Source organism: Hamadaea sp. NPDC051192 (genome assembly GCF_040682475.1).
Classification (GTDB): Bacteria; Actinomycetota; Actinomycetes; order Mycobacteriales; family Micromonosporaceae; genus Hamadaea; species Hamadaea flava.
This window is the reverse complement of record NZ_JBFBAZ010000029.1, coordinates 54470-78401: the sequence shown is the minus strand read 5'-3', so window position 1 is coordinate 78401 and position 23932 is coordinate 54470. Positions and strand designations below refer to the sequence as shown.

The 23932-nt window shown below is 70.9% G+C and carries 23 protein-coding genes; 5 read left to right on the top strand and 18 right to left on the bottom strand.

Annotated features, from left to right (window positions below; translation table 11 throughout):
* Window positions 1-331 precede the first annotated feature (331 nt).
* Window positions 332-1588 (bottom strand): tyrosine--tRNA ligase, encoded by a 1257-nt coding sequence (tyrS, locus tag AB0M47_RS15455; protein ID WP_363413187.1) that lies wholly within the window; start codon window positions 1586-1588, stop codon window positions 332-334.
* Between the two features lie 56 nt (window positions 1589-1644).
* On the opposite strand from tyrS, the gene AB0M47_RS15450 reads away from it, so the two are divergent.
* Entirely contained in the window at window positions 1645-1776 is a 132-nt protein-coding gene (locus AB0M47_RS15450; RefSeq protein WP_275978379.1) for a hypothetical protein, read from the top strand.
* Between the two features lie 30 nt (window positions 1777-1806).
* Here AB0M47_RS15450 and AB0M47_RS15445 read toward each other — a convergent pair whose 3' ends face one another.
* From AB0M47_RS15445 to AB0M47_RS15430, 4 genes are all read right to left on the bottom strand, one after another.
* Window positions 1807-2250 carry a CBS domain-containing protein gene (locus AB0M47_RS15445; RefSeq protein ID WP_363413184.1) on the bottom strand — a complete coding sequence of 148 codons (444 nt, stop codon included), beginning with the start codon at window positions 2248-2250 and terminating at the stop codon, window positions 1807-1809.
* A gap of 34 nt (window positions 2251-2284) precedes the next feature.
* Window positions 2285-2902, bottom strand: a complete 618-nt coding sequence (locus tag AB0M47_RS15440) for a hypothetical protein (protein WP_363413181.1) — start codon at window positions 2900-2902, stop codon at window positions 2285-2287.
* 84 nt (window positions 2903-2986) lie between these two features.
* The gene (locus AB0M47_RS15435; RefSeq protein WP_363413178.1) at window positions 2987-3469 is read right to left on the bottom strand and encodes a peroxiredoxin; all 483 of its coding nucleotides are present in this window, start codon (window positions 3467-3469) and stop codon (window positions 2987-2989) included.
* 11 nt (window positions 3470-3480) lie between these two features.
* Window positions 3481-4746 carry an MFS transporter gene (locus tag AB0M47_RS15430; protein ID WP_363413175.1) on the bottom strand — a complete coding sequence of 422 codons (1266 nt, stop codon included), beginning with the start codon at window positions 4744-4746 and terminating at the stop codon, window positions 3481-3483.
* A 109-nt stretch (window positions 4747-4855) separates the two neighbouring features.
* Between AB0M47_RS15430 and AB0M47_RS15425 the strand changes: the two genes are divergently transcribed.
* Together AB0M47_RS15425 and AB0M47_RS15420 are read left to right on the top strand one after the other, a co-directional pair.
* Complete coding sequence (locus AB0M47_RS15425) at window positions 4856-5953, top strand: GNAT family N-acetyltransferase (protein WP_363413173.1); 1098 nt, start codon at window positions 4856-4858, stop codon at window positions 5951-5953.
* Window positions 5954-5973: 20 nt separating this feature from the next.
* On the top strand, window positions 5974-6411 hold the full coding sequence (locus tag AB0M47_RS15420) for a DUF5709 domain-containing protein (protein ID WP_363413171.1): 438 nt from the start codon (window positions 5974-5976) through the stop codon (window positions 6409-6411).
* Window positions 6412-6442: 31 nt separating this feature from the next.
* Here the strand turns inward: AB0M47_RS15420 and AB0M47_RS15415 are convergent, their stop codons facing one another.
* The 9 genes from AB0M47_RS15415 to argC all read right to left on the bottom strand — a co-directional run bounded on the left by AB0M47_RS15415 (window position 6443) and on the right by argC (window position 15472).
* Window positions 6443-7036, bottom strand: a complete 594-nt coding sequence (locus tag AB0M47_RS15415; protein ID WP_363413197.1) for a DNA-3-methyladenine glycosylase — start codon at window positions 7034-7036, stop codon at window positions 6443-6445.
* A complete protein-coding gene (argH, locus tag AB0M47_RS15410) occupies window positions 7036-8436 on the bottom strand; it encodes an argininosuccinate lyase (protein WP_363413169.1) in 1401 nt (466 codons plus the stop codon). The genes AB0M47_RS15415 and argH overlap by 1 nt, the downstream gene beginning before the upstream one ends.
* 104 nt (window positions 8437-8540) lie before the next feature.
* Window positions 8541-9740, bottom strand: a complete 1200-nt coding sequence (locus tag AB0M47_RS15405; RefSeq protein WP_363413167.1) for an argininosuccinate synthase — start codon at window positions 9738-9740, stop codon at window positions 8541-8543.
* A complete protein-coding gene (locus AB0M47_RS15400; protein ID WP_363413165.1) occupies window positions 9737-10237 on the bottom strand; it encodes an arginine repressor in 501 nt (166 codons plus the stop codon). Before AB0M47_RS15400 ends, AB0M47_RS15405 begins: the two co-directional genes overlap by 4 nt.
* Window positions 10234-11169, bottom strand: a complete 936-nt coding sequence (argF, locus tag AB0M47_RS15395) for an ornithine carbamoyltransferase (protein ID WP_363413163.1) — start codon at window positions 11167-11169, stop codon at window positions 10234-10236. The genes AB0M47_RS15400 and argF overlap by 4 nt, the downstream gene beginning before the upstream one ends.
* Complete coding sequence (locus AB0M47_RS15390; protein ID WP_363413161.1) at window positions 11169-12374, bottom strand: acetylornithine transaminase; 1206 nt, start codon at window positions 12372-12374, stop codon at window positions 11169-11171. Before AB0M47_RS15390 ends, argF begins: the two co-directional genes overlap by 1 nt.
* Window positions 12371-13285 carry an acetylglutamate kinase gene (gene argB / locus AB0M47_RS15385; protein WP_363413159.1) on the bottom strand — a complete coding sequence of 305 codons (915 nt, stop codon included), beginning with the start codon at window positions 13283-13285 and terminating at the stop codon, window positions 12371-12373. Before argB ends, AB0M47_RS15390 begins: the two co-directional genes overlap by 4 nt.
* Window positions 13282-14457 carry a bifunctional glutamate N-acetyltransferase/amino-acid acetyltransferase ArgJ gene (argJ, locus tag AB0M47_RS15380; RefSeq protein ID WP_363413157.1) on the bottom strand — a complete coding sequence of 392 codons (1176 nt, stop codon included), beginning with the start codon at window positions 14455-14457 and terminating at the stop codon, window positions 13282-13284. Before argJ ends, argB begins: the two co-directional genes overlap by 4 nt.
* 4 nt (window positions 14458-14461) lie before the next feature.
* A complete protein-coding gene (argC, locus tag AB0M47_RS15375) occupies window positions 14462-15472 on the bottom strand; it encodes an N-acetyl-gamma-glutamyl-phosphate reductase (protein WP_363413155.1) in 1011 nt (336 codons plus the stop codon).
* Window positions 15473-15697: 225 nt separating this feature from the next.
* Between argC and AB0M47_RS15370 the strand changes: the two genes are divergently transcribed.
* Together AB0M47_RS15370 and AB0M47_RS15365 are read left to right on the top strand one after the other, a co-directional pair.
* Window positions 15698-17086 (top strand): cellulose binding domain-containing protein, encoded by a 1389-nt coding sequence (locus AB0M47_RS15370; RefSeq protein ID WP_363413153.1) that lies wholly within the window; start codon window positions 15698-15700, stop codon window positions 17084-17086.
* Window positions 17087-17167: 81 nt separating this feature from the next.
* The gene (locus AB0M47_RS15365; RefSeq protein ID WP_363413151.1) at window positions 17168-18742 is read left to right on the top strand and encodes a serine/threonine-protein kinase; all 1575 of its coding nucleotides are present in this window, start codon (window positions 17168-17170) and stop codon (window positions 18740-18742) included.
* Here AB0M47_RS15365 and AB0M47_RS15360 read toward each other — a convergent pair.
* The 4 genes from AB0M47_RS15360 to pheT form a co-directional block, all read right to left on the bottom strand.
* Window positions 18726-19703, bottom strand: a complete 978-nt coding sequence (locus AB0M47_RS15360; RefSeq protein ID WP_363413149.1) for a serine/threonine-protein kinase — start codon at window positions 19701-19703, stop codon at window positions 18726-18728. The genes AB0M47_RS15365 and AB0M47_RS15360 overlap by 17 nt on opposite strands.
* On the bottom strand, window positions 19700-20827 hold the full coding sequence (locus AB0M47_RS15355; protein WP_363413147.1) for an FHA domain-containing protein: 1128 nt from the start codon (window positions 20825-20827) through the stop codon (window positions 19700-19702). Before AB0M47_RS15355 ends, AB0M47_RS15360 begins: the two co-directional genes overlap by 4 nt.
* A gap of 24 nt (window positions 20828-20851) precedes the next feature.
* Complete coding sequence (gene smpB / locus AB0M47_RS15350; protein WP_253762269.1) at window positions 20852-21331, bottom strand: SsrA-binding protein SmpB; 480 nt, start codon at window positions 21329-21331, stop codon at window positions 20852-20854.
* Window positions 21332-21451: 120 nt separating this feature from the next.
* A complete protein-coding gene (pheT, locus tag AB0M47_RS15345) occupies window positions 21452-23932 on the bottom strand; it encodes a phenylalanine--tRNA ligase subunit beta (protein WP_363413145.1) in 2481 nt (826 codons plus the stop codon).

Below are 23932 nucleotides of genomic sequence, written 5' to 3'. Positions count from 1 at the left end.
GATGAAAAATGTGCGATCCCACCGAAGCAGAATCCGCTACTTTGGCACTGGCTTTACAAGCACCCTGTTGAGTTCTCAAAGAACAAGCACACACCATCAACCACCCGACTTCCGCCGGGCCGCATCAGGGGCAACTCGTCCAGCCTACCCGACCGACTTCGCACACCCCCACCGGGGGCCTGCATCACTCGAGGATTCGCGCTCCGGCCTCCCGCCGAGGTAACCCTCGTCGTTCCCGTCCGTGCCGCGCTGGCAGAGAGAACATTACGACAAAGCAAACGGCCCCCGCAAATCGGGGGCCGTTGTCCTGCGTCACATCGTTGATCGCACGCTATTTTCGCAGTTCAACACCGGCGATCGTCTTCTTTCCCTTGCGGAGTACGAGGAATCGCCCGTGCAGCAGCGTCTTCGGAGCGACCGCGGCGTCGCCGTCGGTGACCCGTTCGTTGTTCACGTAGAGACCGCCTTCGGCGATCGCGCGCCGTGCTTCGCCGAGTCCTGCGGTGAGCCCCGCTTCCTTGAACAGACCGGCGTACGTGGGCAGTTCGTCCACCGTGGCCAGACCGGCCTCACCCAGCGCCGCACCCAACGTGGCCGGCGACAGGTCGTCGAGCGCACCCCGGCCGAACAGCGCCTGGGAGGCCGCGATCACCTGCGCGGTCTCGTCCTTGCCGTGCACCAGCGTGGTGAGCTCCTCGGCCAGTGCGCGCTGCGCGGCGCGGGCGTACGGGCGGGCCTGGGTCTCCTCCTCCAACGCGGTCAGTTCCTCGTGACTGCGGAAGCTGAAGTACTTCAGGTACCGCAGCACGTCCCGGTCGTCGGTGTTGAACCAGAACTGGTAGAAGGCGTACGGGCTGGTCATGGCGGGGTCGAGCCAGATGGCGCCGCCTTCGGTCTTGCCGAACTTGGTGCCGTCGGACTTGGTGACCAGCGGCGTGGTGAAGGCGTGCACCGGTCCGGCGCCCCGACGGCGGATGTAGTCCACCCCGGCGGTGATGTTGCCCCACTGGTCGGATCCGCCGAACTGGAGCGAGCAGCCGTGGCGTACGTGCAGCTCGTAGTAGTCGTGGGACTGGAGCAGCTGGTACGCGAACTCGGTGAAGCTGATGCCGGACTCCAGCCGCGTACGCACGACGTCCCGGGCGAGCATCTTGTTGATCGGGAAGTGCTTGCCGACGTCGCGGAGGAACTCGACGACGCCCATCGGCTGGGTCCAGTCGAGGTTGTTCACCATGGTGGCCGCGACCGGCCCGTCGAAGTCGAAGTAGGGCTCGACCTGGCCTCGGATGCGGGCGACCCAGCTGGCGACGACCTCCGGCGGGTTGAGCGTACGCTCGCCGCTCTCCTTCGGATCGCCGATCTGGCCGGTCGCGCCCCCGACGAGCAGCAGCGGCCGGTGCCCGGCGAGCTGCAGCCGGCGCGCCGTGAGCACCTGGGTGAGATGACCCAGATGCAGGCTGGCCGCGGTCGGGTCGAAGCCCACATAGAAGCTGATCGGCCCGGAGTCGAGGTGCTTACGCAGGTCGTCGAGGCCGGTCGAGTCCTGGAGCAGGCCCCGCCACTGCAGATCGTCGAGGATGTGTGTCACGCACCCGATTGTTCCGCATCCGCCCGGCCGGCCGCACACCGGTTTAGGTTGTCGGCATGAGCCCGCACTATCCGCACTCACGGCCGCCCCGGACGAGCAGGACCGTGGTCGTGGCGGCCGTGGTCGTCGTCGGCTTCCTCGTCCTCTGCACCACCGGCCTGGTGCTGGCGTCGCTGTCGACCAGCTGAGACCGGCCCGGAAGGCGGAGAGCGGAAGGGTCAGCGCGTCTGCTGGCCGGTGCTGGGCGGAGCTGCCGTCACGGTGGCCACGAAGTGCGCCAGCTTGTCCTCGGACAGGTGCTGGGCGAGATCGGCCTCGCTGATCATGCCGACCAGCATGTGGTCCTCGATCACCGGCATCCGGCGGATCTTGTTGTTCTCCATGAGGCTGATGACGTCGGCCTCGTCCGCGCTCGCGTCACACCACACCGGGGTGCCGTCGGCTAGGTCGGCGGCCGTCATCTTGGCCGGGTCCTTGCCCACCGCCACGCACTTCACGACGATGTCGCGGTCGGTCAGGATGCCGGAAAGCTTGTCGCCGGGGCCGCAGATCGGCAGAGATCCGACGTTCATGTCGCGCATCATCTGGGCGGCGCGGTCGAGCGTCTCGTGCGACGGCACGCATTCCACGCCGGGGTGCATGATGTCTCGGGCGCTGGTCATGTGCTCTCCCCCTCGGGTCGGCTTCCACCGCCCATCATGCGACGTCCGGCTCCGGCGCGCTGGGGAATCGATCTGGATCATCCTCGGCGGGTTCGGGCTGCTCAAGCTGGGTGAGGATGGGGCTGAGCAGCTCGTCCAGCTCCCGGGCGACGGCCACCACGGCGTGCCGGGCCGCCCCGGCGAGGTCGTCGGTGGGACCGTCCGGCGCGGGCGGCAGGCCGCCGAGCGGGATCGGCGCCTGCATGCTCAGGGTCGGCAGCAGGTAGGGCCGCTTGCTCAGGTCCTGCTCGCTGGGCCGGATGTACTGGCCGAGGATCCGTGGCCAGCCCTCCCAGCCTCGGTCGCGCCACCATTCGCGCGTACGCGTCAGCTGCGTGGGCAGGTCGGAGACGATGCGCACGTCGGCGATCAGCGACCCGTCCCAGTGGTCGCGGCGGCATTCGGCCCGGAGGATCCGGCGGTGCCAGCGGACCAGTCCGGGCTCCAGGAACGGCGGGGTCGCCAATCGCCAGGCGATGCAGGCGAACTGGACCGGGGCGATGTCGCCGAAGGCGGGCGTGAAGAGCACCGCCTCCTTGGTGACAAGTTCGGCGTACCGGTCCCCGTGCTCCCGGTCGTGCGCCTCGTCGAGCCAGAACGCCCGGACAGTCATGCGATCACCGTCCTGCACCCGGCGCTCGCATGACTGTCACTGTGCCAGCCGATGACCGACCTCCGGTCGCTCATGACTGCCGCCTCAGGCCGAGGCCTGCTCGTGCGCCAGGTTCCGGACGATCTCCAGCGCGCCCTCGATGTGCTTGCCGATGTTGACCATCGAGGTGAAGGTGTGCCGGACCACGCCGGCCCGGTCGATCACGTAGGTGACCCGGCCGGGCAGGATGCCGAGCGTCGCGGGCACCCCGTAGCGCTTGCGGACCTCGCCACCCTCGTCGGCCACCAGCACGAAGGGCAGGTTGTACTTGTTCGCGAACTTCTCGTGCGAGGCGATCGAGTCGGAGCTGATCCCGATGACCTGCGCTCCCGCCTCGGCGAACTCCTCGTAGCTGTCGCGGAAGGCGCACGCCTCGGCGGTGCAGCCGCGTGTGTCGTCCTTCGGGTAGAAGTACAGGACCACGACCTTGTCGCCGCGGTAGTCCGCCAGCGTCACCTGCTCGCCGGTCTGCGCCGGGAGGGTGAAGTCGGGCGCTACGTCGCCGACGCCGATCGTCTTCTCAGCCATCGTCTGTCTCCTCAGGACGCTTCCGCGACGGGTTGCCTCTCGGGCGAGACTACCGCCGGGTACGGCCGATCGCCCAGGCGACTGGAGATCAGCGCGAACCCGATCCCGCACAGGACCGGCACGGCGCCCTGCACTGTGAGCAGGTTCATCACGCCCAGCCGCGCGGCCAGCGTGCCCGCGAGCCCCGCGCCCAGCAGCGCCGCCAGCGACTGCAGGACCATCATCAACGAGAAGATCCGGCCACGGTACGCGTCGCCGACCGCCCCTTGCAGGAGCGTCATCCAGGCCACCCCACTGAGCACGGAGGGCACTCCGACGATGACGAACAGGGCGAGGCCGGGCCACATCACGCCGGTCCACCGGGGATAGTTGAAGATCGCGAGGTCGATCAGCCCGAACACCACAAGCGACCAGGTCAGCAGCTGTTTCGGCGCGATCCGGGCGGCGATGCGGCCGCTGAGCAGCCCGCCGGTGATGCCGCCGATGGCCTGGGCCGACATGGTCCAGCCGAGTTCGCGGGCGCCGCCGTGCAACGGCCCGGTGACGAAGACCGGGAACAGGGCGCCCATGATGCCTTCGCCGACGCAGATCGCCGTGACGATGCCCAGCAGCGCGCGCAGCATCGGCGAGGAGTACGCCGTGCGCAGCCCTTCCGCCAGCTCTCGGCGTACGCCCAGGGGTGGGGTGTCGGCGTCGCGGACGACGGCGAACCGCCCCCGGATTCCAGCGACCAGCGCGGCGGAGAGCAGGAACGAGACGGCGTCGACCACGACGACCCCGGTCAGCCCGAGCGAGGCGGTCAGCAACCCGCCGAGGGCCGGTCCGGCGAGCCGGGCGATGTTGTTGTTCAGCGTGTTCAGGGAGTTCGCGGCGGGCAGGTGCTCGGCCGTCACCAGGTTCGGCAGCAGGGCGTTCTCGGCGGGCTGGAATAGCTGCGAGAGCGTCGACTGGACGAACAGGACGGCGTAGACGATCCAGAGGCCGCCGGCCGAGTCGACGGCCAGCAGCGGCAGCAGCGTCACGCCGTGCAGCACGCTGACCACGAGCAGGACGGTCCGGCGATCCCAGCGGTCCACGTACACGCCGGCGACGAGGCCGAACAGCAGTGTCGGGATCAGGGCGGCGATGACCGCCCCACTGGTGGCCAGGGCCGATCCGGTCAACTGCAGGACGTAGATCGGCAGCGCGATGCGCAGCGTCCAGTCGCCGGCGATCGAGATCAGCCCGGCCCACCAGAGCAATGCGAAGTTCCGTTGGCGTAGCGGTGCGAACTGCACGAGAACCCTCCCCACGGGTGACGACATCGCTATGATGTCGCAGTGACATCACCATGCCATCACACCTGACGTCAGTCAACCCATGAGTGATGTCGCCTAGGCTGTCGAGGTGCCCGACTTGATCTCCGTGACCGACCCCGCCGACCCCCACCTCGATCAGATCGCGGAGCTGCTGGTCGCCGCGGTACGCCGGCGCGAGGCGATCGGCCTGCCCGCCGAGGTGACCCCCGAGTACGCCCGGAACTGGCTGCTCAAGCTCCTTCCGGCGGTACGCGCGAACGACGCCGGGCTGATCGCGGCGGTCGTCGACGGCGAGGTGGCCGGGACGGCCAAGTGGCAGCGGAGCGAATGGGCCACCCGCTGGGTGCACGGCGACCTCGACAAACTCACCGTCGACCCCGGTCACCGGGGCTCCGGTGTCGGCCGGGCGCTCGTCGAGGCGGTCGCGGCCGATGCCTCCGCCCACGGCGTCGAGCTGCTGACACTCAGCGTGCGGGGCAACAACCATGGCGCGATAGCGCTCTATGAAGACTGCGGCTTTCGGCGTACCGGCTGGTTGGAAAATGCGGTAGCGGACGGCGACGCACGCCATGACGTTGTCCTGATGGCCCGCGAGCTGCCGCGACCCGCGACGGCCCGGTTGCTGGGATCGTGGCCGGCGGGTGCGGGCGCGAGCCTCGCGCGGGGCGTGACCGAGGGCGCGACCTGGTGGCGCACGGACCGGTTGCTGTTGTGCCGCCCCACGGCGGCGGACGCGGCCGAGCACTTCGCGATCCACGCCGACCCCGCGACGAACGTGCACAATCCGGCCGGGCCGCAGACCGACCGGGCCGAGAGCGAGCAGACGCTGGGCGCGTGGGCGTTCCAGTGGGCGAAGTCGGGCTTCGGCTACTGGACCGTGCGGCTGGCCGAGACGGGCGAGGTCATCGGGTTCGGCGGCGTGCGGCCGGCGCTGCCCGGCGAGGACGGCCTGAACCTCTACTACCGGTTCACGCCGGCCGCCTGGGGCCACGGGTACGCCCAGGAACTGGGCCGCGCGGCGCTGGAACTCGCGCGGCGACGGGCGCCCGGCGAGCCGGTGCTGGCCCTGATCCGGCCGGAGAACGCGGCGTCGATCCGGGTCGCCGAACGGCTCGGGCTGACCCTCGACGGACCGGTCGAACGGGAGCTGGGCACCTATCTGCGATATGTGATTCGGCCCGCCTGATCAGGGGTAACTTGGGCGGTATGACGGTTCCCGACGGCATTCCGGATTACGCCGACGACACCTCGACCGCGTATGACACGGGCGAGAACCCACGCATCGACGACACCGCCCCCGCGCTGCCCGGAGACGAGCCGGAGTACCTGACCGACGAGAGCGCCACCCCAGCCGAGGAAGCCGACCTCACCGAGGGCCCCAGCGAGGCGCTGGACGTCGATCGCACGCAGGAACTCGACCTGGAGGCGGGCTTCGACGACCCCGACGAGGAGTCGGACGAGCTGCTGATCGACGACGAGGAACCCGACCCGTACGCCGACCCCGACGAGCCGGTCGGGCGGCTGGTCGCCCCGGACCTCGGCGCGGGAGTCGACGACGAGGAGGAGGCGTGGGGCGAGGACACCGGTGAGGCCGACGGGCTGAGCGCGGAGGAGTCCGCCATGCATCTGTCCGACGAGGCGTAGCTTGCCTAACGCTGACGAGGCTTAGCTTGCTTCAGCGCTTGCGGGGGGTGTGGCGGCGGTATGTGCTTACCGTCGGGTCGGCGGCGATCGAGAACCGCCACGGCACGTCGTGCGCCCCGGCGACCCCGACCCGGGGGCCCGCCACGATCTGGTCCGGCGTCACCGGCCGCGTCGGCGGCTTGAGCAGCAGCGGACCCGTTCCGTCCATCATGGACGTCCCGTTGGCGTCCGGCCCGATGCCCAGCGCCTTCACCAGCCGGGCCGGGCCCCGGGCGAGTTCGCGGTCCGAGCCGCCCCGGCGTTCCCGGGCGATCTCGACGCCGTCGACGACCTCACCGGCGCGCAGCAGGACGGCGGACGCTTCGCCTTCGGGGCCGCACACGATGTTCAGGCACCAGTGCATACCGAAGACGAAGTAGACGTAGGCGCGCCCGGCCGGGCCGAACATGACCTGCGTCCGCGGGGTGGGACCGCGGTGCGCGTGCGACGCCGGGTCCTCCCCCGTTCCCGCGTACGCCTCGACCTCGGTCAGCCGGATCGTGACGCCGTTGGCCGAGACCTCCCAGCCCAGCAGCCGCCGGGCGGTCTCGGGGATCTGGGCGGCCGGCGCGCTCAGCCAGTCGATCACTGGTCCGGCGTGGCCCACTGCCGCGCGCCGGCGAGCTCCCGCTCGACGTTCGCCAGCTGCTCGGCGACCGCCAACGGACCGGTCGACCCCGGAGTCTTCCGGGCAGCCAGCGCCGAGTCGACCGACAGCACTTCGCGTACGGCGGGGTCGAGTTCGGCCGAGATAGCCGCGAGGTCGTCGTCGCCGACCTCATGCAACTCCAGCCCCCGAGCGGCGCAGAACGCCACGAGGCGTCCGGTGATCTCGTGCGCGTCCCGGAACGCCACTCCCTTGCGTACCAGATAGTCCGCGACCTCGGTGGCGAGCGAGAAGCCGATCGGCGCGGCCTTCGCGAGGACCTCGGTCTTGACCATCATCGTGGCGATCATCCCGGTGAGCGCGGGCAGGACCAGCTCCAGCGTGTCGAGGGCGTCGAACGCGGGCTCCTTGTCCTCCTGCATGTCCCGGTCGTAGGTCAGCGGCAGGCCCTTGAGCATGGTCAGCACCGCGACCAGCCCGCCGATGAGCCGGCCCGCCTTACCCCGGGCCAGTTCGGCGATGTCCGCGTTCTTCTTCTGCGGCATGATCGACGACCCGGTGGCGAACGCGTCGTCCAGCTCCACCCAGCCGAACTCCTGGGAGGTCCAGAGGACGACCTCCTCGCCGAGGCGACTCAGGTGTACGCCGAGCAGCGCCGTCACGAACAGGAACTCGGCGACGAAGTCCCGGTCGGACACCGCGTCCATCGAGTTGGCCGCTGAGGAAGTGAACCCGAGTTCCTTGGCGACCCGCTCGGGGTCCAGCGGCAGCGACGAGCCGGCCAGCGCGCCCGCGCCGAGCGGGCTGACCGCCGTACGCCGATCCCAGTCCCGCAGCCGGTCGAGGTCGCGCAGCAGCGGCTGCACGTGGGCGAGCAGCCAGTGCCCGAAGGTGACCGGCTGAGCGTGCTGGACGTGGGTCATCCCCGGGGCGGGGGTGGCGACATGCTGCCCGGCCTGCTCGGTGAGCGCACCGGCCAGGTCGGCGATCCCGAGCGCCAGCAGCCGGGCGTGGTCACGCAGGTAGAGCCGCAGATCCGTGGCCACCTGGTCGTTGCGGGACCGGCCGGCGCGCAGCTTGCCGCCGAGCGGGCCGAGCTTCTCCAGCAGCCCACGCTCCAGCGCGGTGTGGACGTCCTCGTCGGCCGGAGTCGCCTGGAACGCGCCCGACTCGACGTCGGCGGCCAGCTCGTCCAGCGCCGCCAGCATCCGGCTCAGTTCCTCCGGCGTCAGCAGGCCGGCGTCGGCGAGCACCTTGGCGTGCGCCTTCGACCCCGCGATGTCGTACGCCGCCAGCCGCCAGTCGAAGTGCACGCTGACGCTCAGCCGGGCCAGCGCCTCGGCCGGGCCGCCCTCGAACCGTCCACCCCAGAGTTTCATGTCGTTCCTTACGAGACTTGGCGTTGATCATGGAGTTTCCAGTCGCGACACACCGTCGAGACGACAGTTAACTCCATGATCAACGGGATAGAGCGGGGCGGGGGTCAGGAAAGGCGGGTATTGCGGGCGGAGGCGAGCCGCGACGGCAGACCCCACAGGTCGACGAAGCCCTTGGCCAGCGACTGGTCGAACAGGTCGCCCTCGTCGTAGGTGGCCAGGCTGAAGTCGTACAGCGAGGCCTCCGACCGCCGGCCGGTGACGACCGCGCGCCCGCCGTGCAGGGTCATCCGGATCTCGCCCGTGACGTGCTTCTGCGACTCGTCGATGAAGGCCTCCAGCGAGGACTTGAGCGGCGAGAACCACAGGCCGTCGTAGACCAGCTCGCCCCAGCGCTGGTCGACCGACTTCTTGAAGCGGGCGAGGTCACGCTCGACGGTGACGTTCTCCAGCTCCTGGTGCGCGGTGATCAGCGCGATCGCGCCCGGCGCCTCGTAGACCTCGCGGCTCTTGATGCCGACCAGCCGGTCCTCGACCATGTCGAGCCGGCCGACACCCTGCGCGCCCGCCCGCCGGTTCAGCTCGGCGATCGCCTGGAACGGCGTGACGGTCTCCCCGTCGATCGCGACCGGGCGGCCCTGCTCGAAGGTGATGACGACCTCGTCGGCGTCGCGCGGCTCGGCCGGGTTCGACGTGTACGAGTAGATGTCCTCGATCGGCGCGTTCCAGATGTCCTCGAGGAAGCCCGTCTCGACGGCCCGGCCGAAGATGTTCTGGTCGATCGAGTACGGCGACTTCTTGCTCTGGTCGATCGGCAGGTTCTTGCTCTCGGCGTACGCGATGGCCTTGTCCCGGGTCCACGCGAAGTCCCGGGCGGGCGCGACGACCTTCAGGTCCGGGGCGAGGGCGCCGATGCCGACCTCGAAGCGGACCTGGTCGTTGCCCTTGCCGGTGCAGCCGTGCGACACGACGGTGCCGCTGTGCTTGCGCGCCGCCTCGACCAGGTGCTTGACGATCAGCGGCCGCGACAGCGCGCTGACCAGCGGGTACCGGTCCATGTACAGGGCGTTGGCCCGGATGGCCGGCAGGCAGAAGTCGGCGGCGAACTCCTCACGGGCGTCGACCACCTCGGACTCGACCGCGCCGCAGGCCAGCGCCCGCTTGCGAACGACCTCCATGTCCTCGCCGCCCTGGCCGACGTCCACCAGAACGGCGATGACCTCGGCGTCCATCTTCTCGGCCAGGTACGGAATGGCGACGGACGTGTCCAGGCCGCCGGAGTAGGCCAGTACGACCCGCTCGGTCATGATGGTGCTCCCTCTGTGATTTCTGTTTCGAGATTGGCCCAGGCCGCGAACTTCGCGGCCAACCCGGCGCCGGTCGTGGACTCGCGGGCCACGATGAAGATGGTGTCGTCGCCCGCGATGGTGCCGGCCACCTCGGGCAGGCCACTGCGGTCGATCGCGCTGGCCAGGAACTGCGCGGCGCCGGGCGGCGTACGCAGGACCGTGATGTTTCCACTGTGGTCGGTTCCGGTGAGCAGCTCCTTGAGCAGCCGGACCAGGCGTACCTGGGCCTGCTCCACCGGGCGCAGCGCACGGTTGCCGTCCTCGGGGATCAGGTAGACCCCGCCGACCTTGATCGCCCGCAGCTCCTCCAGGTCCCGCGACAGCGTCGCCTGGGTCACCTGCACGCCGCCGGTCGCGAGCAGCTCGGCCAGCTCGGTCTGCGAGCGTACCGATCCGCCGCGGATCAGCTCCTCGATCCGGGCGTGCCGCGCGGTCCGCGTCACCGGAGCGGTCATGCCGACTCCCCGCTGTGCTCCAGCAAGAACGCCAGCAGCGCCTTCTGCGCGTGCAGGCGGTTCTCGGCCTGGTCGAACACCGCGCTGTGCGGCCCGTCCAGCACCCCGTCGGTGATCTCCTCACCCCGGTGCGCGGGCAGGCAGTGCAGCACGATCGCCGCCGGATCCGCGAGACTCACCAGCTTCTCGTTCAGCTGGTACGCGAGGAAGGGGCCGACGCGATCCTTGCCGTCGTCCTCGTGCCCCATCGACGTCCAGGCGTCCGTCGCGAGGACGTGGGCGCCCGCAGCCGCCTCGGCCGGGTCCCGCAGGACGCTGACCGAACCGCCGGTCGACGCCGCGATCTTCTCCGCGTCGGCGACGATCGCCGGGTCGGGGTCGAAGCCGGCCGGGCCGGAGACGCGTACGTGCATCCCGGCGACCGCCCCGGCGAGCAGGTAGGAGTTCGCCATGTTGTTCGCCGCGTCGCCCAGGTACGCCAAGGTCAGCCCGGTCGTGCGGCCGAACTTCTCGCGTACCGTGAGCAGGTCGGCCAGCAGCTGGCAGGGGTGGAACCCGTCGGTCAGCGCGTTGACCACGGGCACGGTCGCGCCCGAGGCCAGCTCGGTGATGCGCTCGTCGCCATAGGTACGCATGACGACCGCGGCCACGTACCGGGACAGCACCCGGCCGGTGTCGGCCAGCGACTCGCCCCGGCCGAGGTGGGTGTTCACGGTGTCGACGGTGATCGGCTGCCCGCCGAGGTCGGCCACGCCCACCTCGAACGACAACCGGGTCCGCAGCGACTGCTTGTCGAAGAAGACCGCGACCGACTTCGGGCCCTGCAACGGGCGGTACTGCCACCGGTCGGCCTTCATCTGGGCGGCCAGGTCCAGCACCGCCGTCTGCTCGGCCGGAGTCAGATCGTCGTCCCGCAGGAAGTTCCGTGCCATCACGCCGCTCCGGGGCACGCCGCGTCGAGGGCCGCCGGCAGCGCCGCGAGCAGCGCGTCGACCTGCTCGGACGAGATGATCAGCGGCGGGGCCAGCCGGAGCACGTCGGGCTGGCACGCGTTGGCGATGAAGCCCGCGTCGCGCAGCAGTCCGACCACGGCGGCGCCGGCCGGAGCGGTCAGCTGTACGCCGAGCAGCAGGCCGGCACCGCGTACGTGGTCGACGAGGGGGTGGCCGAGCGCCTCGATCCCCCGCCGGAGCCGCTCGCCGACCCGCTTGACGTGGTCGAGCAGCCCGTCGGCGGCGATGGTCCGCAGCACGGCCAGCCCGGCCGCGCAGGCGATCGGGTTGCCGCCGAAGGTCGTGCCGTGGTGGCCCGGCTGGAACAGCGCGGCCGCGCCGCCCGGGTGGGTGTCGGCGAACGCGCCGTCGGCGAACGCGATCGCGGCCCCCAGCGGCAGCCCGCCGCCGAGGCCCTTGGCGAGCGTGATGATGTCGGGCGCGACGCCTTCGGCCTGGCACTGGAACCAGTGGCCGGTCCGGCCGATGCCGGTCTGCACCTCGTCGAGGACGAACAGGACGCCGTGGGCCGCCGTGATCTCGCGTACGCCGGCGAGGTAGCCGGGCGGGGCGGCGACGACGCCGCCCTCTCCCATGATCGGCTCCAGGATGACCATGGCGGTCTCGTCGGTGACGGCGGCTTCGAGCGCGGCCAGGTCGCCGTAGGGCACGTGGGTCACGTCGCCGGGCAGCGGCAGGAAGGGGTTCCGCTTGCCGGGCTGCCCGGTCAGCGACAGCGCGCCCATCGTCCGGCCGTGGAAGGCGCCCTGCGCCGCGACGAGCCCAGTCCGCCCCGTGAGCCGGGACATTTTGAACGCGGCCTCGTTGGCCTCAGCGCCGGAGTTGCAGAAGAACACCTTGCCGGGCCGCCCGGTCAGCGTCAGCAGCAGCTCGGCCAGCGCGATCGTGGGCTCGGCGGCGTAGAAGTTCGAGACGTGCCCGAGCTTGGCGACCTGGTCGGAGACCGCGCTGACGACCGCCGGATGGGCGTGCCCGAGCGCGTTGACCGCGATCCCGGACAAGAAATCCACGTAGGACTTGCCGTGCTCGTCGACGACGACCGCGCCCTGTCCGCTCACCAGCCCGACGGTGGGGGTTCCGTAGTTGTCGGCGAGCGAATGCTGCCACCGATCTAGCAAGGTCATGGGGTCACCATCGTTCCGTGGCCGGCTTCCGTGAAGATCTCGAGGAGGGTGGAGTGGGGGCTGCGGCCGTCGACCACGTGCGCCGCCGGCACGCCGCCGCGAACCGCCCGCAGGCAGGCCTCCATCTTGGGGACCATGCCCGAGGCCAGCTCGGGAAGCAGCTTCTCCAGCTCGTCGGCGGACAGCTCGGAGATCAGGCTGCTGGTGTCGGGCCAGTTGGCGTACAGGCCGGGGACGTCGGTGAGGACGACGAGCTTGCGCGCGCCGAGCGCGATCGCGAGCGCGGCCGCGGCGGTGTCGGCGTTCAGGTTGTGCACGACGCCGTCGATGTCGGGGGCGACGGTGGACACCACCGGGATCTGCCCGGCCGCGAGCACCTGGGCGACGACGGTCGGGTTCACCTCGGCCACGTCGCCGACCAGGCCGACGTCGACCGGTTCGCCGTCGACGACCGCCGGGCGGCGTACCGCCGTGAACAGGCCGCCGTCGCTGCCGGAGAGCCCGACGGCCAGCGGCCCGTGCGCGTTGATCTCGCCGACGAGTTCCTGGCCGACCTGGCCGACCAGCACCATCTGGACGATCTTCATCGCCTCCGGCGTGGTGACCCGCAGCCCGCCCCGGAACTCGCTGGTCAGGCCGACCTGCTCCAGCATGGCCGAGATCTGGGGGCCGCCGCCGTGCACGACGACCGGCTGCAGCCCGGCTTGGCGGAGGAAGACCATGTCGGCGGCGAACGCGGCCCGAAGCTCGCTGACCGCACTCCTGGCGGCTCGCCCGAGAGGCTCCCCGGCTGAGACCATGGCGTTGCCGCCGTACTTCACGACCGTGATGGCGCCCCGGAACCGGTTGAGCCACGGCAGGGCCTCGACGAGGACGGCCGCCTTCTGCTCAGCGCTCAACGAAACCGTCACGACGAGTACGCCGAATTCTCGTGGACGTAGTCGTGCGACAGGTCGTTGGTCCAGATGGTGGCCTGGGCGGCCCCGGCGTTGAGGTCGATCGTGATCTGCACCTGCGACTCCGACAGATCCACCTTGGACCGGTCCTCGGCGGCCGAGCCGTTCCGGCAGATCCACACGCCGTTGATCGCGACGTCGAGCCGGTCGGGCTCGAAGGCGGCGTCGGTGGTGCCGACGGCGGCGAGGATGCGGCCCCAGTTGGGGTCGTTGCCGAAGAGCGCGCACTTGACCAGGTTGTTGCGAGCGACGGCCCGGCCCACGGACACCGCGTCCGATTCGGTCGCCGCGCGTACCACTTCGATGGCGACCTTCTTGGTGTGGCCCTCGGCGTCGCCGAGCAGCTGCTGGGCGAGGTCGTGACACGCGGCCGTGACCGCGGCCGTGAGCTCTTCCTGCGACGGCTCCACGCCGGACGCGCCGCTGGCGAGCAGCAGGACGGTGTCGTTGGTGGACATCGCTCCGTCGGAGTCGAGCCGGTCGAAGGTCAGCCGGCTGGCCTCGCGCAGCGCCTCGTCCAGGGCCGACGAGCCGGCGATGGCGTCGGTGGTGAGCACGACGAGCATCGTGGCCAGCGCGGGGGCGAGCATGCCCGCGCCCTTGGCCATGCCGCCGACGCACCAGCCGTCGCCAGTGATCACCGTGTTCTTGGCGACGGTGTCGGTGGTCATGATCGCCTCGGCCGCGGTGCCGCCGCCGTCCTTCGCCAGCGCCTTGGCGGCCGTCGTGACTCCGCCGAGCACCTTGTCCATCGGCAGCCGCTCGCCGATCAGGCCGGTGGAGCAGACCGCGACGTCGCCCGCGCCGAGCAGCATGCGCTTGGCTCCCGGCCCGCGCAGCGCGGCGGCGACGGCTTCGGCGGTGGCGTGGGTGTCCTGGAATCCGGCCGGGCCGGTGCAGGCGTTGGCGCCGCCGGAGTTGAGCACGACCGCCTTGAGGACGCCGCCCTTGAGCACCTGCCGGCTCCAGATGACCGGCGCGGCCTGTACGCGGTTGGCGGTGAAGACTCCGGCGGCGGTCGCGTCGGGGCCGTCGTTGACGACGAGCGCGAGGTCCGGCTTGCCACTGGCCTTGATCCCGGCGGTCACGCCGGCGGCCCGGAAGCCCTGAGGTGCGGTCACGGACATGGGGTCACCGAGTTCCGTAGATCGGCAGGCCGGCCGTCTCAGCCAGGCCCAGCATCAGGTTGGCGCACTGCACAGCCTGGCCGGCTGCGCCTTTGCCGAGGTTGTCGATGGCGCTGACGACGATCACCCGTCCGCTGTCGAGGTCGACGGCGGCCTGCAGGTGACAGCTGTTGGAGCCCAGCGTGGCGGCGGTGTGGGGCTGCTGGCCGTCGGCGAGGACGTGGACGAACGGCTCGTTGGCGTACGCGTCGGCCAGCACCTCCCGCACGACGGCCCCGGTGATGTCACAACTGGTCGGGCGGCCGGTCACGGTGGCGAGGATGCCGCGGGGCATCGGTGCCAGCACCGGCGTGAACGACAGCGACCGGGCGCCGGTCGCCTGCTTGATCTCGGGCACGTGCTGGTGGGCGCCGACCTTGTAGGGGCTCAGGTCGCTCATCACCTCCGAGCCGAGCAGGTGCGGCTTGGGGGCCTTGCCCGCGCCGGTGGTGCCGCTGGCGGCGACCACGACGACGTCGGCGGGCTCGATCAGGTCGGCGGCGATCAGCGGCGCGAGCGCGAGCGTGGTCGCGACCGCATAGCAGCCGGTGGCGGCCACCCGGTCGCTGTTGGCGATCTGGAGACGCTGGCCGGGCAGCTCAGGCAGCCCGTAAGTCCAGGTCCCGGCGTGCTCGCCGCCGTAGTATTTGGCCCACTGCGCGCCGTCGATCAGCCGGTGGTCCGCGCCGAGGTCGACGACCTTCACCCCGGCGGGCAGCTGCGCGGCCAGGGCGGCCGACTCGCCGTGCGGCAGCGCCAGGAACACCAGGTCCGCGCTGCCCAGGGTGGCCGGGTCGGTCTCGGTCAGGGTCAGGTCCAGCGCCGCCAACTGCGGGTGTACGCGACCGAGGGGCTGTCCCGCCTGGGAGTGTGCGGTCGCCGTGACCAGGTCGATGTCGGGGTGCCCGGCGAGCAGGCGCAGCAGCTCGCCGCCCGCGTATCCGCTGGCCCCCGCGACTGCAGCTTTGATGCTCATACCGTCCTCCGCAACTTTATGCAAGAATGAGCATACGCCCGAAGGTATGATCATGCAATTATGGCGCGCATCACTTCTCGCGAAACCCCTTTCATCGAATCGCGTTCGATGGGCTCACGGCTTTCCATCGATGAAGATTGACGGTAGGCTGCCGTGCGGGAGCGCTCCCATCCCCCTTCGGCGGCACACGGACGTGCCGCGACTCCACGCCCATGGAGGAAGCAGATGAGACACCGCATCCTCGCCGCGCTCGCGGCGGGTGCGCTGATCGTGACCGGGACGCTCACCGCGTCCGGCGCCGCCCACGCCGACGTCACGATCTGCGAGAAGTACGGCTCCACCACGATTCAGAGCGGGCGCTACGTCGTCCAGAACAACAACTGGGGCGACGACACCACCCAGTGCATCAACGTCACCGGCACCGGTTTCGCGGTGACCACGGCCAGCCACAACAAGGCGACCAACGGCGCGCCTGGGGCGTACCCGTCGGTCTATTTCGGCTGCCACTACGCCAACTGCAGCACCGGCAGCGGGCTGCCGCTCCAGGCGAGCACCAGCACCTTCGCCGGGCTCACCACCTCGGTGGCGATGAACTACCCGTCCAGCGGAGTCTGGGACGCCGCGTACGACATCTGGTTCGACCCGACGCCGCGGACCGACGGGCAGAACACCGGCGCCGAGATCATGATCTGGCTCAACAAGATGGGCTCGATCCAGCCGGTCGGCTCCCAGGTCGGCACCGCGACGATCAACGGCGCGACCTGGAACGTCTGGGAAGGCAACATCGGCTGGAACGTGGTCTCCTACGTCCGGCAGTCGGCGACCGGCTCGATGAACTTCACGGTCAACGACTTCTACAGCGACGCCGTCAGCCGCGGGTACGCCCAGCGCAGCTGGTACCTCACCAGCATCCAGGCCGGCTTCGAGCCGTGGGTCGGGCAGACCGGGCTGGCGGTCACCGCGTTCTCCGTCGGCAGCGGCGGAGGCGGTGGCGACACCTCGCCGCCGTCGACTCCGGCGAACCTGACGGCGTCGGGCGCCACCGCGAACAGCGTGAACCTCAGCTGGAGCGCGTCGTCGGACAACGTCGGCGTCACCGGGTACGACGTCTACCGGGCCACCAACGGCGGATCGTTCAGCCAGATCGCCACGGCATCGGGCACCTCGTACACCGCGACCGGGCTGGCCGCGTCCACGCAATACCAGTTCTACGTCCGCGCCAGAGACGCCGCCGGGAACACCTCCGGCAACTCCTCGACGGTCACCGCCACCACGTCCAGCGGCGGCGGAGGCGGCGGGTCGTGCCGGGTGAAGTACGTCCCCAACACCTGGAACACCGGTTTCACCGCCGACGTCACGGTGACCAACACCGGCTCCACCACGATCACCGGATGGACCGTCGCCTGGGCGTACTCCGGCAACCAGAAGATCACCAGCTTCTGGAACGCCACCGTCGCCCAGAGCGGGCAGTCGGTGACCGCTCGCGACCTGGGCTACAACGGCACCCTCGCCGCTGGGGCGAGCACCGCCTTCGGCTTCCAGGGCACCTACTCCGGCACCAACACCTCGCCGACGTCGTTCACGCTGAACGGCGCCGCCTGCACCCTCGGCTGAATCCCATCCCCTCACGGTGCCCCGGTCTCCCTCAGGACCGGGGCACCACCATCGCTGGCACGCGTGACCTAAGCTGCCCTCGTGGTGTCCACATTGAGCAATCAGGATCCGCAGGAGATCGGCGGATACCGCCTGCGCGCTCGCCTCGGCATGGGCGGCATGGGCGAGGTCTACCTCGCCTTCCTCCCCGGCGGCCGGCAAGCGCTGGCGATCAAGGTGGTACGCCGCGAGTACGCCGACGACCAGGCCTTCCGCATCCGGTTCGCCCAGGAGGCCGACGCGGCGCGGCGAGTCGCCGGACCCTACATCGCACCGCTCGTCGACTCCAGTGCGGACGCTCCGATCCCCTGGCTGGCGACGGCTTACGTGACGGGGCCGACGCTGCTCGACGCGGTACGCGCCGCCGGGCCCCTGCCGCTGCCGACCGTACAGGGGCTGGTCGCCGCGGTCGCCACGGCGTTGCAGGCCATCCACTCGTACGGCATCGTCCATCGGGACCTCTCCCCCGGCAACGTCGTGCTCGCCGCCGACGGCCCGAAGGTCATCGACTTCGGCATCGCCCGGGCCACCGACGTCAGCCAGACCTTCGTCTCGCGTACGCCGCTCGGCACGCCCGGCTCCATGGCACCGGAGGTGGCACTCGGACAGCCCGCCACCCCGGCATCCGACGTCTTCGCCCTCGGCGGCATCGCCTACTTCGCCGCGACCGGGCGCTCGGCGTACGGGGACGGGACGTTCGCCCGTCAGCTGGTGCGGATCACCCGTGGCGAAGCCGACCTGACGGGCTGCCCGGCCGAACTCCGCGATCTGGTCGAACGATGCCTGGCGGTCGACCCCGGCGACCGTCCCGACACGGCCGAGATCATCGCTGCCTGCGGCGGCACGCCCCGGCTCGGCGAGGGCTGGCTGCCCCCGGCGATCACCACGGACATCGCGGCCCGGGCGAGCGAACTGGCGCGGATAGCGGCCCAGCCGGTTCCGCCGATCGGTCCGACCGCCGTGCTGCCACAGCGCTCCGGCGGACGGCGCTGGCTGGTAGGAGCGGGCGTCGCGGCAGTGGTGCTCGCGGCGGCCGTGCTCGTCGGGGTGAAGCTCGGCGCCGGCTCCGCAGCGAACCCCGCGGCGGGCTCCGGGTCGGGAGCGGGTCCGAGCGCGAGCGTCTCCACCGCCCCGACAGCCGCCGTCCAGGTCACCACCACCGGGGCAGGCACGCCGTCCTCGGCCGCGCCGTCGGCGTCAGCGTCGGCTTCTGCGTCGGCGGGGAGCGACGAAGTGCGCTGGACCGGCCCCATCCGGATCAACGGCGACGGCATCGACCTCGACACCACGCCGCCCGTCGTCGATCCCAGCAGCGGCCGTATCGACCTGCAGCTCGGTCTCACCAACGACACCGAGTCCACCATCGACGGCATCGACGGCGGCAACCACACCAGCGTCGCGATCCTGCCGACGGGCGCCACGGCGAGCCCGCACAAGTGCCACGAGCTCATCTCGACCGTGGGAACCGACCGGGTGGAGGTCACCAAGGGCTCCACCCTGTGCTTCCGCACGGAGAAGGGCCTGCTCGGCATCGCCACCATCACCAAGATCACCGGCGGCTTCACCTTCGGCGACAGCGCGACCGCCACCGTGTGGGCCACTACGGAGTATGCGTGAGGGCGTAGGCGTGCATTCGGCGTACCAGTGAATGATCCGGGCCCAACTCGGCCTCGGCTCGCGCCAGGAGCCGGACCAGCGCGAAGGCCGCGCGCTTCTCTCGACCCGCGCCGAACAAGGCCTGCACGTCGGTGAACTGACCGGCCAGCCGCGAGGCGACCGCCTCCGCCGCGGCCCGGACGCCACCGAGCGCGGCCAGTCCCTCGCGAACCTCCGCCGCCCGCGGTCGCTCGGCGGGATCGACGGCGAGCATGCGGTGCACGATGCCGGCCAACGCGGGCGGCAGTTCCGGTCGCAACCGCAGCAGCGGCCGGGGCGGCACCGGCGGCTGCGCCAGCGGATCCGTCGGCATCGACCCGCTCAGGAGCAGGTAGAGCGTGACTCCGAGGGAGTAGACGTCGGCCGGCGGACCGGCCCGGTGCCGGGCCAGCTGCTCGGGCGCCATGTACGCGAGCGTGCCCACCAGCTGCCCCGACTCGGTGACCTGGGGAAGCTGCGGAGTGGTGGCGAGCCCGAAGTCGACCAGCTTCACCTGCTGGCTGCCCGGGTCCCCGTCGAGCATGATGTTGTGCGGCTTGACGTCGCGGTGCACGATCGGCTCCGCCCGCTCGTGCAGCACCGCGAGGGCGCCTGCCAGCACCACGCCGTAGCTGGCCGCCTCCTCCACCGCGAACGGCAACCGCGCCTTCGCGAGAGTCAGCAGGTCCGGGCCGGTGAGCCGCTCCATGACGATGTAGTTCGCGCCGACGTCGAGGATGTAGACGATGTTGGGGTGCCGGATCCCGGCGAGCACCTTGGCCTCGCGCAGCAGGCGGGCGAGGTCGGCCGGGTCCGCCTCGTCCCTGAGCATCTTGACCGCGACGTCCCGGTTCATCTTGGCGTCCTGGGCGAGGAAGACCTCGCCGAAACCGCCCACGCCCAGCCGTTCGCCGAGGCGGTACCGATCGTCCAGGAGGGTCACCGGCGCCCCCGGTGCACTCGGGTCTCGGCGTCGAACGCGACGCTGGGAGCGTCGGCGGTCGCGCTGTCGCCGGTAGCCTTAGCGTCGTCGGTCGCCGGGGCATCGTCGAAGACGAAGTGCCGTCCGCTCACCACGAGCTTCACCTTCTCGTGCAGCGCCACGGCGTCCCGGAGGTCCCAGCGCTCCGGACGGCCCGGCGGCAGTCGGCGGCCCTTGACGCGTACGCCGTTTCGGCTGTTCAGATCGGTGACGGTAAGCACCTGACCGTCCCAGGCGAGCTCGGCGTGGCGGCGGCTGATCAAGTCCCCGTACTGCGGCGGCACTCGGCGCAGCAGTTCCCGGCCGACCGTCACCGGCTCGCCCGGCGTCACCAGGAAGCGGTCGACGACCGTGCGGTTGACCGAGACCTTGATCTGGATCGGGCGAAGAAGCCGGCCGAGGTCGCTCATCGGGGCCCGATGGCTCGGGCAGCACACCCGCCCGTCCCGGTACGCCGGCAGCGGCTGGCCGCCGTCGCGGCCTTCGCCGAACAGCGGGCAGTCCGGCACCGGGCACCGCCAGCCCCGGGTCAGGGGTTCGCGGCGCAGACGGCGTTCCCGGTCGTAGAGCCCGGCCGCCCGCAGCAGGTCGTGCTCCTCAGCGCTCGACAGCTGGTGCTCGGGGTAGATCGGGATGTCGCGCGCTTCGACGCGTATGCCGTCGCCGTCAGGCCGCATCCGCAGGAAACGGTCGGCGCTGCCCGGAATCCACGGGAAGTCGCGGTGCCTGCCCTTGAAGTTGTCATGGCTGACGACCTTCGCACCGGTCACGTCGGCGATCTCCAGCACCCGGTCGTCGGCGCCGTCCCGAGCCTCGATCAGGCCGCCGCCGATCCACCGGCGCAGCGCCCGGCGCTCGCTCGTGGAGAGCAGATCGGACCGGCGCTCAAGCGACCAGTCGGTCACCACGGAGACCTGCACGGTGTCGTCGGCGAGATAGGTCTTCAGGCCGTCGATCAGGGCGAAGAGCCGTCGCAGATCGGCCGGGCGATCACTGCACAGGCCGCGCTCGCGGACCACATTGGACAAGTCGAGCACCACGTCCACGTCGTCCGGGACGGTCGTCAGATGCTCCTCGATCCGCACCGTCCACACTGTAACGGAGCTGGGCTACCGGGGTCGCCCCTTGAGATGACGGCCGAACTCCCGGGCGATCTCGCGATTGGCGTCCCGTTCGGCCAGCACCTGCCGCTTGTCGTACGCCTTCCGCCCGCGCGCCAGCCCCAGTTCCACCTTGGCCCAGCCGTTGGCGAAGTACATCGACAGCGGGATCAACGTGACGCCCGGGTCGCGCAGCTTCAGCAGGATCTTCTCGATCTCCACCCGGTGCAGCAGGAGTTTGCGGATTCGGCGCGGGGTGTGGTTCGTCCAGGTGCCCAGGGCGTACTCGGCGATGTGGAGACCGTGCAGAAGCAGTTCGCCGTCGGTTTCCTGGGCGAACGCGTCGACCAGCGAGACGCGGCCGTCTCGTAGCGACTTCACCTCGGTCCCGCGCAGCACCAGACCGGCCTCGTAGGTCTTGAGGATCTCGTAGTCGTGCCGTGCCTTGCGATTGACCGCGATGACCTTGCGCTTCTCGTCCCGTGCCACGGCGATCAAGGGTAGCGCGACCACTCCGCCCCGCCTCGTTGATCATGGTGTTTCCGGTTGCGCCACACCGGCGACACCACGGTTAACTCCATGATCAACGAGGCGGGGAAGGGCGGGTGGTCAGGCGCCGCGGAGGACGGCGCCGAATCGCGAAGCGGTGGTCGCGACCGCCGCGTCACGGGCGGCGACCGCCTCCTCCCCGGTGAGCGTGCGATCCTGGGCCCGGAAGACCAGCTTGTACGCCAGCGACTTCTGCCCCGGGTCGATGCCCTGACCGGTGTACACGTCGAACAGCCGGACCGACTCCAGCAGCGGGCCGGCCCCCTCGCGCAGCGCCGCCTCGACGTCGGCCGCCGAAACCTCCTGCGGCAGCACGAGCGCGACGTCGATCAACGCGGGCGGGAAGTTGGACAGCACCGGCGGCGGGGTGACCCCCGGCAACGGCACGAGATCCAGGTCCAGCTCCATGGCACAGGTCCGCTTCGGGAGGTCCTGCTCGGCGCAGACGGCCGGGTGCAGCTCACCGGCGTACCCGATGATCTCGCCGTCGACCTTGATCGCCGCACAGCGACCGGGATGCCACGGAGCCTGCTCCGCCGCGGCCACCTCGACCCGCGTGGCGTCGAGGCCCGCCGCGGCGAGGGTGTCGCGCGCGGCCTGGATCGCGTCGGACCAGTCGGCGGTGCGGCCGGCGCCCCACCGGCCAGCGGGCTCCAGCGGAGATCCGGCGAGCACCACCGCGACGTGGTACGGCTGGTGCGGCACGAACTCCTGGGCCGCCTGCCATTCCTCTTCGGAGGGACGGCTGGCGATGGTCAGCACCGGCGGCACGCCCTGCCGGGCGGCGGCCCGGAAGACCAGGCCCAGCTCGAACAGCGCGACATCACGCTGACCCCGGCCGAGGTTGCGCTTGAGCGTCGTCAGCAGCGGCGGGAGCAGCGACGTACGCAGCAGCGGCTCCTCGTCCGACAGCGGGTTCGCCAGGCGTACGGCGTCGGTCGGCAGCCCGAGCGAGGTCAGCGCGGCGGCCGACACGAACGGGTTGCAGATCGCCTCGACGTAGCCCTGCTCGGCCAGCGCCCGGCCGATCGAGCGGCGACGGCGCTGCTGCGGGGTCAGGCCGTTGCCGGGCGGGGCGATCGGCAGCACGCTCGGCACCTTGTCCAGGCCGTCCAGGCGGACGACCTCCTCGACCAGGTCGGCGGGCTGCAGCAGGTCGGGCCGCCAACTCGGCGGGGTGACCAGGAAGTCGTCGCCGATGGCCACGTGGCAGCCGACGTCGGCCAGCACCTCGGCCACCCGCTCGGGGCTGTAGTTCACGCCGATCAGCCGGGTCGGCAGACCGGGGTCCAGGCTCAGCGAGAACGGCTCCGGCGGGTAGTTCGCGTCGGTGATCTCGTCACCGGCCTTGCCGCCGCCATGCTCGATGAGCAGGTTCACCGCCCGTTCGACGCCGACCAGGCACAGCTCGCGGTCGACGCCGCGCTCCCAGCGCTTGGCCGCCTCGCTGAACAGCTTGTGCCGCCGCGCGGTCCGGCCGACCATCACCGGGTCCCAGTGCGCCGCCTCGAACAGGACGCTCGTCGTCTCGGGCGCGACCTCGCTGGTCTGCCCGCCCATCACGGCGGCCAGCGAGATCGGGCCGCTGTCGTCGCAGATGACCATGTCCTCAGCGGCGAGTACGCGCGTGACACCGTCCAACGTGGTCAGCTTCTCGCCCTCGGCCGCCCGGCGGACCACCAGGGCGCCCTGGACGCGGTCGGCGTCGAAGGCATGCATCGGCTGACCGAGTTCGAGCATCACGTAGTTCGTGATGTCGATCGGCAACCCGAGGACGCGTACGCCGGCCGCCGTCAACCGGCGTGCCATGAAGTCCGGCGTCGCGGCGGCCGGGTCGACCCCGCGCACGAGCCGAGCCGCGAACCGGTCGCAGCCGGCCGGATCGTCGATCACGATGTCCCAGGCGTCGCCGCTCGTCGCACCGGGCGCGGCGGCCAGACCGGGATCGGTGAACGGCACGCCGAACGAGTGCGCCAGCTCGCGAGCCAGCCCCCGGACGGACATCTGGTAGCCGCGGTCGGGCGTCGGGGTGACGTCGATCAGCATGTCGTCGAGGCCGACGATCGGGCGCGCGTCGTCACCGGGCGCGACCGCCAACGCGGCGGGCAGCACGATGATCCCGTCGTGCTCGTCGCTGATGCCCAGCTCCCGAGCCGAGCAGATCATGCCGGCCGACATGTGCCCGTACGTCTTGCGTGCGCCGATCTGGAAGCCGCCCGGCAGCTCCCCGCCGGGCAGGATCACGACGACCTGGTCACCGGCGACGAAGTTGGTCGCGCCGCAGACGATCTCCTGCGGCTCGCCGGTTCCGTTGGCGGCGCCGACGTCCACAGTGCAGAACCGGATCGGCTTCTTGAAGCCGGTCAGCTCCTCGACGGTCAGCACCCGGCCGACCACCAGCGAGCCGCGCACGGTCTCGCGCTGGTCGACGATCTCCTCGACCTCGATGCCGAGGTCGTTCAACGCGGCGTCCAGCTCGGCGGCGGTCACCGACTCGGGCAGCGCCACGAACTCTCGCAGCCAGGACAGACCCACCCGCAT